Source organism: Microcoleus sp. MON1_C1 (genome assembly GCF_036701945.1).
In the GTDB taxonomy this organism is placed as follows: Bacteria; Cyanobacteriota; Cyanobacteriia; order Cyanobacteriales; family Microcoleaceae; genus Microcoleus.
Map to the genome: position 1 here is coordinate 1 of NZ_JAUBRO010000102.1, position 7,034 is coordinate 7,034.

The following is a 7,034-nucleotide window of genomic DNA, read 5'->3' on the forward strand; positions in this document are numbered from 1 at the left end:
GTATTGATGAGAACGTGGGCTGGGGGGGAGCAGCCGGGCTATGGCCCGCCCCCCCCAGCCGCGCTCGGCACCGGGTCGAGTGATACCCGGTAAACTCCCCAAAAAAAAACATATCTGGTATACTACCCACTTTCAAAAATTTGAAACTGTAGACAGCAGTGTAGACACCATAGAATTGGCAACCAGCAAAAATAAGGAAGATGAGTAGCTTAGAACGCTATATCCTAAAAATATGGAGGATTTAAATTTTTGCATCGAATTCGTGGAAAACAGTGTCCGCTTTTTGACGACACCAGGACAACCGATGTTCGAGTATTATGCTGCTCTGTTTTGGGCTCAGCAGCCACTGATAGTGCCGATGCCAATAATGCCGATGCCGCTCGCATTGTTAAAAACGCTCACCTTGCATAGTTTCTCCAAAAAGGATTTAGTTTTTTGGAATTGTGTGATCAAGTTGATGGCTCAGTATATCGGCAAAGAAATCAAAGCTATGTTGCCAGCTTGGCTTGGAACGCATTTTTTTGAGCTGCTAGTTGAAATTTTCTCCTGGGTTGTAGCCACCTTTGTGACTCTTGACGCTGACCTCTGCAAAATTGAGACTAGCCGCGACCCGCCCAAAATCTTTATCCCTATCCCAAAGATTGAATCGAATGGTTGCGCTCGCAGTGATTCACTTATCTGCTCGCTTATTTTTTAGCGGGCGGTTCCACTCTGTGCTCAAGATTTTTAAACTACAAACGCCAAAAACCGCTGCTTTCTATTGGAACAGACACAGCGGCTTTTTGGCTCCTAAAAACCCTACATCCTTCAAGAAGGAGAAGATTCTCATGGTTCTTACAACTAATTCTACACGCACTGCTGAAAAATTCTATCGCTTCACATCTTCTATGTCCAAAAAACTTAGACAAGCTGATTTGTCCGCTGCTGAGTGGCGTTTCTGGTCTTATTTGTCAGTTCGTGACCCCTGGGGCGATAAATACGTTGACTTAGACCCACTGGATATTATGGCTGAGTGTGGCATGAGTAAATCTACTTACTATCGCGCTAAAGCTAAATTTCAAGAATTGGGACTCTTTGACTTTCAAGAAAGTAAAGTCAGTTTCAGAACTTTAACGGATTTTCAGGAGGTTCAAGAGCCCGTTCTGAAAAATGAGACAGTAGTGTCATCGGTGACACCAGAGTTTCAAAATGATGAGACAGTAGTGTCATCGGTGACACTAGAGCTGCAAGCACGAGACAGCGAGTTGCAAGAACGAGAAAATCAAGCTCTGAAACCCCTTGCCAGTAAGGATTCTGGAACTCTTCAGACTTATTCAGACTTATTAAAGACTCTCTCAGAAGAAACGAGAGAGAGTTTTGAAAAGTTTTGTTCAAAGAAAATAGAAGAGTGTTCTTTCAAGATAGCCAGCCGTAAAGCATGGCTTAACAAGCATGGGGCTGAGTACCTAGAAGAATTTAAAGAGAGGTATTCAGAGGCTTTGGTTAATCCCACAGCAGTTGCCCCCAAAGTCGAATCTTCTACATTCGTCAATATTCCTACTTTGAAGGCATGGTATGGAGATGCTTGGCAAGAAGCGGCTAAGCATCATGGATTAATTCCCTCTAATTTTTTGGTTGAAAAAAATGACTCAACAGTCTGAATGCCCAAACAGTGAGGATTTGTATGTTGAAATTAAAGATGAGGTTGCCAACCAGATTATAAAGCACGGTTTAAGCAAGGTTGAATCAAAACTTTTCTTTTACTTCCTCAAGCTTGACCGTTCTGGCAATCAACCTGTGGAAATTAAGGTTGCTGAGGTTTTGCTTGCCACTGGGGTTAGCAAAGCACGTTACTATGCCGCAATCGCTAAATTTCAGAGGATGGGTTGGTTTGATTTCACACGCTCAACCATGATATGTATCTATCCTGAATTTTCCGACGGTAGAATTAACAACAATACTTCTGAGCTTGAACCGCGTGACACAGTTAATTGGTAAATAACTAACGGTTACATATAGAGGTTACACAATTCTTTGGGTAACTTTAAGCCCTGGGTCAGGATATCGCCATATTCTGATGAAGCTGTAGCAGTCCTGGGTGTTGGCTCAGGATATGCTTTTTTGCTAATCAAGCTGATTGAGCGCGATCGCGACCTTGGCAAAGGAGCTTTAAAAAATGGGATGATTGCAGCGATCAATGCAGAGCGCAATATGAAGTAGGCTATACTTTATTACAAGTAAATATTTTTTTAAATGTAATAAAGCTGATGCAAATAGACATTCAAGGACGAGATGCCGTTGCAGCTACCGAAGAACTATTGTCAATTGAAGGCATCCAGGGTAGTTATGAAACACGTAAAGAAGTAGAACGAGAAGGAACTCTAGCTACAATTGCCAACATTGTGGAAATTTTCGGCACTCTCACCATTGCTGAAAAGGTCTATCAATGGTATAAAAAGTATCAGAAATCTCTCCCTAATTCGACCGAACTTAGAATTGAGAAAGTTTTAATTGTTTCTCCTAATGGAAATCGGCTATTGCTCAAAAATGCAACAGTAGAGCAGATTCAAGAAATTCTGAAGAGTTAGAGCTAACAACAATGAAAATACTCCACATTGATTTGGCAGTTATTGGTAATGAGTATGCCGAGGTTCGTTTTTTTTGGGACAATCCTAATGATTATGAACCTCGCAAACTGCCGCTAACACAAATTTCCGAGTTGATTGAGCGATCGGAAACTTACTACTACACTTGCCTACCTGATGACTATGCCAAAACAGGTCAGGCACTATATCAGTGGTTAGATGGAAGTAACAGGGTTTTAGAAAACAATATTAATCAATATAAGAGAGAAGGGATTATTCTGGCTATCGCTGCATTGGAAAAATTAGCCCATTTACCTTGGGAAATTTTGCATAATGGTCAGAGATTTTTAGTAGACTCTAGACCTGCGGTTATTCCTATTCGTTGGGTTAAAGATAATAATAGCAATTCCCTCACTTTCAAAGAATATCCCGCCAATCGAGCGTTAAATGTTTTATTTATGGCGACTTCCCCTCATGGAATTGAGCCAGAATTAGATTTTGAAGCTGAAGAGGCAAAAATTTTACAGGCAACGAAACGTCAACCCTTATGTTTGACAGTCGAGGAAAGTGGTTGTCTTAAAGAGTTAGGATATTTGCTAAAGGATTATGACCAGAATTACTTTGATGTTGTTCACCTGACAGGTCATGCTACATTTAAGGATAATAAACCGTGCTTTATCACCGAGACTGAAGTTGGAGATGCTGAATTTAGCAGTGCAGAAGATATCGCAGATGAAATACAATTTCAATATCCTCCGTTAATTTTCCTTTCAGGCTGTCGAACGGGGTACTTAAGAAATGAAGGTGTTATTCCCTCAATGGCACAAGAGCTATTGAGCAAAGGAGCTAAGGTTGTTTTAGGTTGGGGAGACAAGGTTTTAGATACACAAGCAGCGGCAGCAGCAGGTTTTTTTTACCAAAATTTATCAGCCGGAATGACAGTAACAGAAGCATTAGCTTGTACCTATCAAGCACTGCTTAAAAACTTAGGGACAGCAGTTCGAGGAGATTGGCATTTATTGCGTTTGTATGTAACTACAACAATTCCGGGCGCTTTGGTTAAACGTAATGCTATTAAATCTATACCTCCTTCTTTTACCGCTCTAAAATTCTTAGACTCAGGAGGGAAAGTGAGAGTTGCTACCCGTGAGGCTTTTGTAGGTCGTCGTCGTCAATTACAAAACTGCTTGCGGAGTCTCAAGATAAACAATGAAAAAATAGGGGTTCTCATTTATGGTTTTGGAGGGTTAGGAAAAAGTACCCTAGCAGCGCGGCTTTGCGAGCGCTTTTCAGTAGCAGAAACAGAAATCATTGTTTGGTGGCAGCAAGTTGATGAAACTAAAATTGTAAAAACATTAGCCGACAAGCTAATCAATCCAGATTTCAAAGACCTCCGCGAGAATTTACGAAATAGCAATGAAGAGCTCAAGTACAGACTAGCTCATTTATTCAGAGAATTAGGTAAAAAAGCTGAAAAACGTTTTTTACTTTTATTTGATGACTTTGAGTGGAATTTAGAACACCGCCAAGGCAAATATCTACTTAAACCTGACGTAGCCAAGTTTTTTAGCGCATTAGTATGGGCAATTCAAGAAACCTCCAGCCTTCATCGAATAATTATTACCTGTCGTTATGAATTTGAATTAGATTTATTAAATTATTTTCACAAAGAACCTTTAGACTCTTTCCGAAAATCTGATTTACAAAAAAAACTGAATCGTTTACCAGCTTTTAATAGTGAGGTAATTGACAAAAAATTAATTAAACAATGCCTAACTTTAGCGGATGGAAATCCTCGCTTACTGGAATGGTTAAATGATGAAGTGTTAATGAGAGGAAATGTAGAAGCGATACTGAGCCAGCTAGAAGCTAGCTCAGATGATTGGAAAGGAAAAATTATCTGGGAAGAATTGTACCAGCAAATTGACGAGCCTCTTAAACAAATACTAAGCCACTGTTTAGTGTTTAAAATCCCTGTCCCTCTCTCAACATTAGAAACAGTTTGTGAGTCCATCTATGGCTGCCAAGAAGGTTTGAGTCGAGCAATTAGGTTAGGGTTGATTGAAGTTAGTCCAGAAACTACAGGATCTCATCAACTTTATCGAGTTTCTCGAATTTTACCCCATATTATTTCTAGTATCCAGTTACCTCCCGAACTCCTAGTGTACTCGCTGTATGGAAAGGCATCAAAAAATTTATATGAGTTATGGGGAAATAAAAAAAATGAAAGCCCAGAAAAATGGCAAGAGATTTTTCGTTTGATTTTGGCAAATAGAGAGAATCCTAGTCGGTTTAGACAGGGATTCTATAGAATGCTTGAAGTTCAATATAATAAAGCGGCTGATAACGCTTATGAATTTGAACTGAGACAAGTGGCTTCTGATTTAGGAGAAGATAACCTTTGCACTCAGTTAGAACACTATCTGCAACAGGGAAAATGGAGAGAAGCGGATGAAGAAACAGCGTGGATTTTTTACCAGATCATGGTTAAAAAAAACCATCAAGACTGGAAAAAGCTGCTTAATAACTTTCCGTGTAAAATGCTCAAGGAGATTAATCAACTCTGGCTATCTTATAGCAAAGGAAAGTTCGGTTTCAGTATTCAAGCAGAAACTTATCGAGGTCTGATAGACCCGATATGTTCTAATGACACCATATCTTGGAACTATATGGGCTTTCCTCGTGGACCTCATTGCACGATATCTGTTTATTTTAAACAAGAAAAATGGAAAAATTTTGGGGTGCGTGTCGGTTGGAACCAAGGAAAGGAATGGCTGAGCTATGAAAAAGTTATGAATCAGTTGAGGGAGCTAGAAAATAGAAAAAATGGAGTTCTACCATTATTATTATATACCCGCTTAGTAGGAGTAGGGAATATGATGGAGGATTGTGTAGAGATCATGTCTCGAGGCGATAGCTATTACAACGAGATGCAAAGGGTGTTGGGGTCGGCGGGTTCTACCTCCGTAGGTAGAGGTTTCGATGGGAGGGGGGACGATCCAGCAGCGCTTAGTGGAAGGTTGTGGATGATCTATTCTCTCGTAGAAAGACTTGTAACCTGTAAATTGGTGCCAGGAGACTGTTGCACAATTTTGAATAATTGGTATTATTAAAAAATTTTATCAAATGTGTCAAGCTCGAAAAAATCTACTTAACCTAGCTGTGGATTTTCTACGTCCTTGAAAAGTGCCGTATGCCTGCTTAGCATTATTAAAATTTAGTTGAGATGAAAGTATCTTTACCTAGCTGTAACAGTTTTAAGTTCTAAGCGGGGAAAATTGGCTATCCCCGCCTAGAACAAGATTTTGGAGTGAGTGGGAAATTACCCTATCCCCGCCTAAACCTCTAGCGGGATTTTTACGACTGACCGCCATTGTCTTTTCCGTAGTCACAATTAAAAAATCGGTCAGTCGGAAAAATAGCCGCCATGCAGTCCGCAAGGACATCAAAAACTCGTGTGTCACGCGCTTGACTTTGCTTGAGGGTTACTGCTTTTACCCGTTTATAGAAATGGTTGTCAAGAGGTTTGACAACCATTTATGGAAATGGTTAGATACAGATATCACCATTTATGGAAACGGTAATGGCTAACAAAGCACGGAATACATCAGGCAAGTTTGCCCCGAAATCTGAGACTCCCCGCAAGATTCGTTCTGTTAATCTTACGGATGATGCTTGGCAGTGGTTGGCAGATGTGGCGGCACAAGCTGGGGTATCTCGTAACGACTATCTAGAGGTAATGGCAGAGGGCGGTATTCCATTTATGGAAACGGTAGAAACTAAAGTTACACCGTTTATGGAAACGGTAGAAACTGAAGTTGCACTGTTTATGGAAACGGTAGAAACTGAAACAAAAGTGGATAGTGCAAACACGGCACAACAACCAGATAGCGAAATTTACCCGCTTATAGAAACGGTAGAAGTTGCATCGGGGTCACACAAAGAGGAAGACACCAGGGCTGAATATAATGCTTTGCTAGAATCCAGTACCCACATCACCAATAAACTCAGAGAGGAGGTGGCAAAATTGCGATCGCAACTCGAAGCAGAACGCGGCGATCGGGAGGAAATTGAGTCGCAACTCTCCGAGAAGAAGCAAAATTCTGCTCCGGCCGCCACACTTTCTGAGAAATTAACACCTGACGCGGCAATGATGTTGAGCAAGCTTCGAGCCAAGCGGAAAAAATCTAAGGTGGAATTAGCAGATGTTGAGGCGCTGCTGGAACTGCTCGACGAAAGCTGAGGAGACAAAACTTTACCAGTTATTGATGGAGGGGAGAATGCTTAGAAGAAGGAAATCGGCTAAACGAGTGCTACAATTGAAGAAAGCACAGCATTTCCACGAAAATCGAAAATACACAGCAGCAAAGGCTGAGTATAAACGCTTAATAGAGTATTGATGAGAACGTGGGCTGGGGGGGAGCAGCCGGGCTATGGCCCGCCCCCCCCAGCCGCGCTCGGCACCGGGTC

6 protein-coding genes are annotated in these 7,034 nt (G+C 41.2%); all 6 read left to right on the forward strand.

What is annotated here, in order from left to right; genetic code table 11:
- Nucleotides 1-232: 232 nt before the first annotated feature.
- The 6 genes from QUA62_RS28600 (at nt 233) to QUA62_RS28625 (ending at nt 6,807) form a co-directional block, all read left to right on the forward strand.
- Entirely contained in the window at nt 233-697 is a 465-nt protein-coding gene (locus tag QUA62_RS28600) for a hypothetical protein (protein WP_333408192.1), read from the forward strand.
- Between the two features lie 130 nt (nt 698-827).
- On the forward strand, nt 828-1,640 hold the full coding sequence (locus QUA62_RS28605; protein WP_333408193.1) for a hypothetical protein: 813 nt from the start codon (nt 828-830) through the stop codon (nt 1,638-1,640).
- Nucleotides 1,624-1,977 (forward strand): hypothetical protein, encoded by a 354-nt coding sequence (locus QUA62_RS28610; protein ID WP_333408194.1) that lies wholly within the window; start codon nt 1,624-1,626, stop codon nt 1,975-1,977. The genes QUA62_RS28605 and QUA62_RS28610 overlap by 17 nt, the downstream gene beginning before the upstream one ends.
- A gap of 269 nt (nt 1,978-2,246) precedes the next feature.
- The gene (locus QUA62_RS28615; protein ID WP_333408195.1) at nt 2,247-2,567 is read left to right on the forward strand and encodes a hypothetical protein; all 321 of its coding nucleotides are present in this window, start codon (nt 2,247-2,249) and stop codon (nt 2,565-2,567) included.
- An 11-nt stretch (nt 2,568-2,578) separates the two neighbouring features.
- Nucleotides 2,579-5,677: a GUN4 domain-containing protein gene (locus QUA62_RS28620; RefSeq protein WP_333408196.1), complete on the forward strand. Its 3,099-nt coding sequence runs from the start codon at nt 2,579-2,581 to the stop codon at nt 5,675-5,677.
- A 470-nt stretch (nt 5,678-6,147) separates the two neighbouring features.
- Nucleotides 6,148-6,807: a hypothetical protein gene (locus tag QUA62_RS28625; RefSeq protein WP_333408197.1), complete on the forward strand. Its 660-nt coding sequence runs from the start codon at nt 6,148-6,150 to the stop codon at nt 6,805-6,807.
- Nucleotides 6,808-7,034: the final 227 nt, after the last annotated feature.

What these genes read in the sequence shown, in the direction of transcription:
- QUA62_RS28615 (WP_333408195.1), top strand. Translation starts at nt 2,247, where the DNA reads ATGCAAATAGACATTCAAGGACGAGATGCCGTTGCAGCTACCGAAGAA.
- QUA62_RS28620 (WP_333408196.1), top strand. Translation starts at nt 2,579, where the DNA reads ATGAAAATACTCCACATTGATTTGGCAGTTATTGGTAATGAGTATGCC.
- QUA62_RS28600 (WP_333408192.1), top strand. Translation starts at nt 233, where the DNA reads ATGGAGGATTTAAATTTTTGCATCGAATTCGTGGAAAACAGTGTCCGC.
- QUA62_RS28605 (WP_333408193.1), top strand. Translation starts at nt 828, where the DNA reads ATGGTTCTTACAACTAATTCTACACGCACTGCTGAAAAATTCTATCGC.
- QUA62_RS28610 (WP_333408194.1), top strand. Translation starts at nt 1,624, where the DNA reads ATGACTCAACAGTCTGAATGCCCAAACAGTGAGGATTTGTATGTTGAA.
- QUA62_RS28625 (WP_333408197.1), top strand. Translation starts at nt 6,148, where the DNA reads ATGGCTAACAAAGCACGGAATACATCAGGCAAGTTTGCCCCGAAATCT.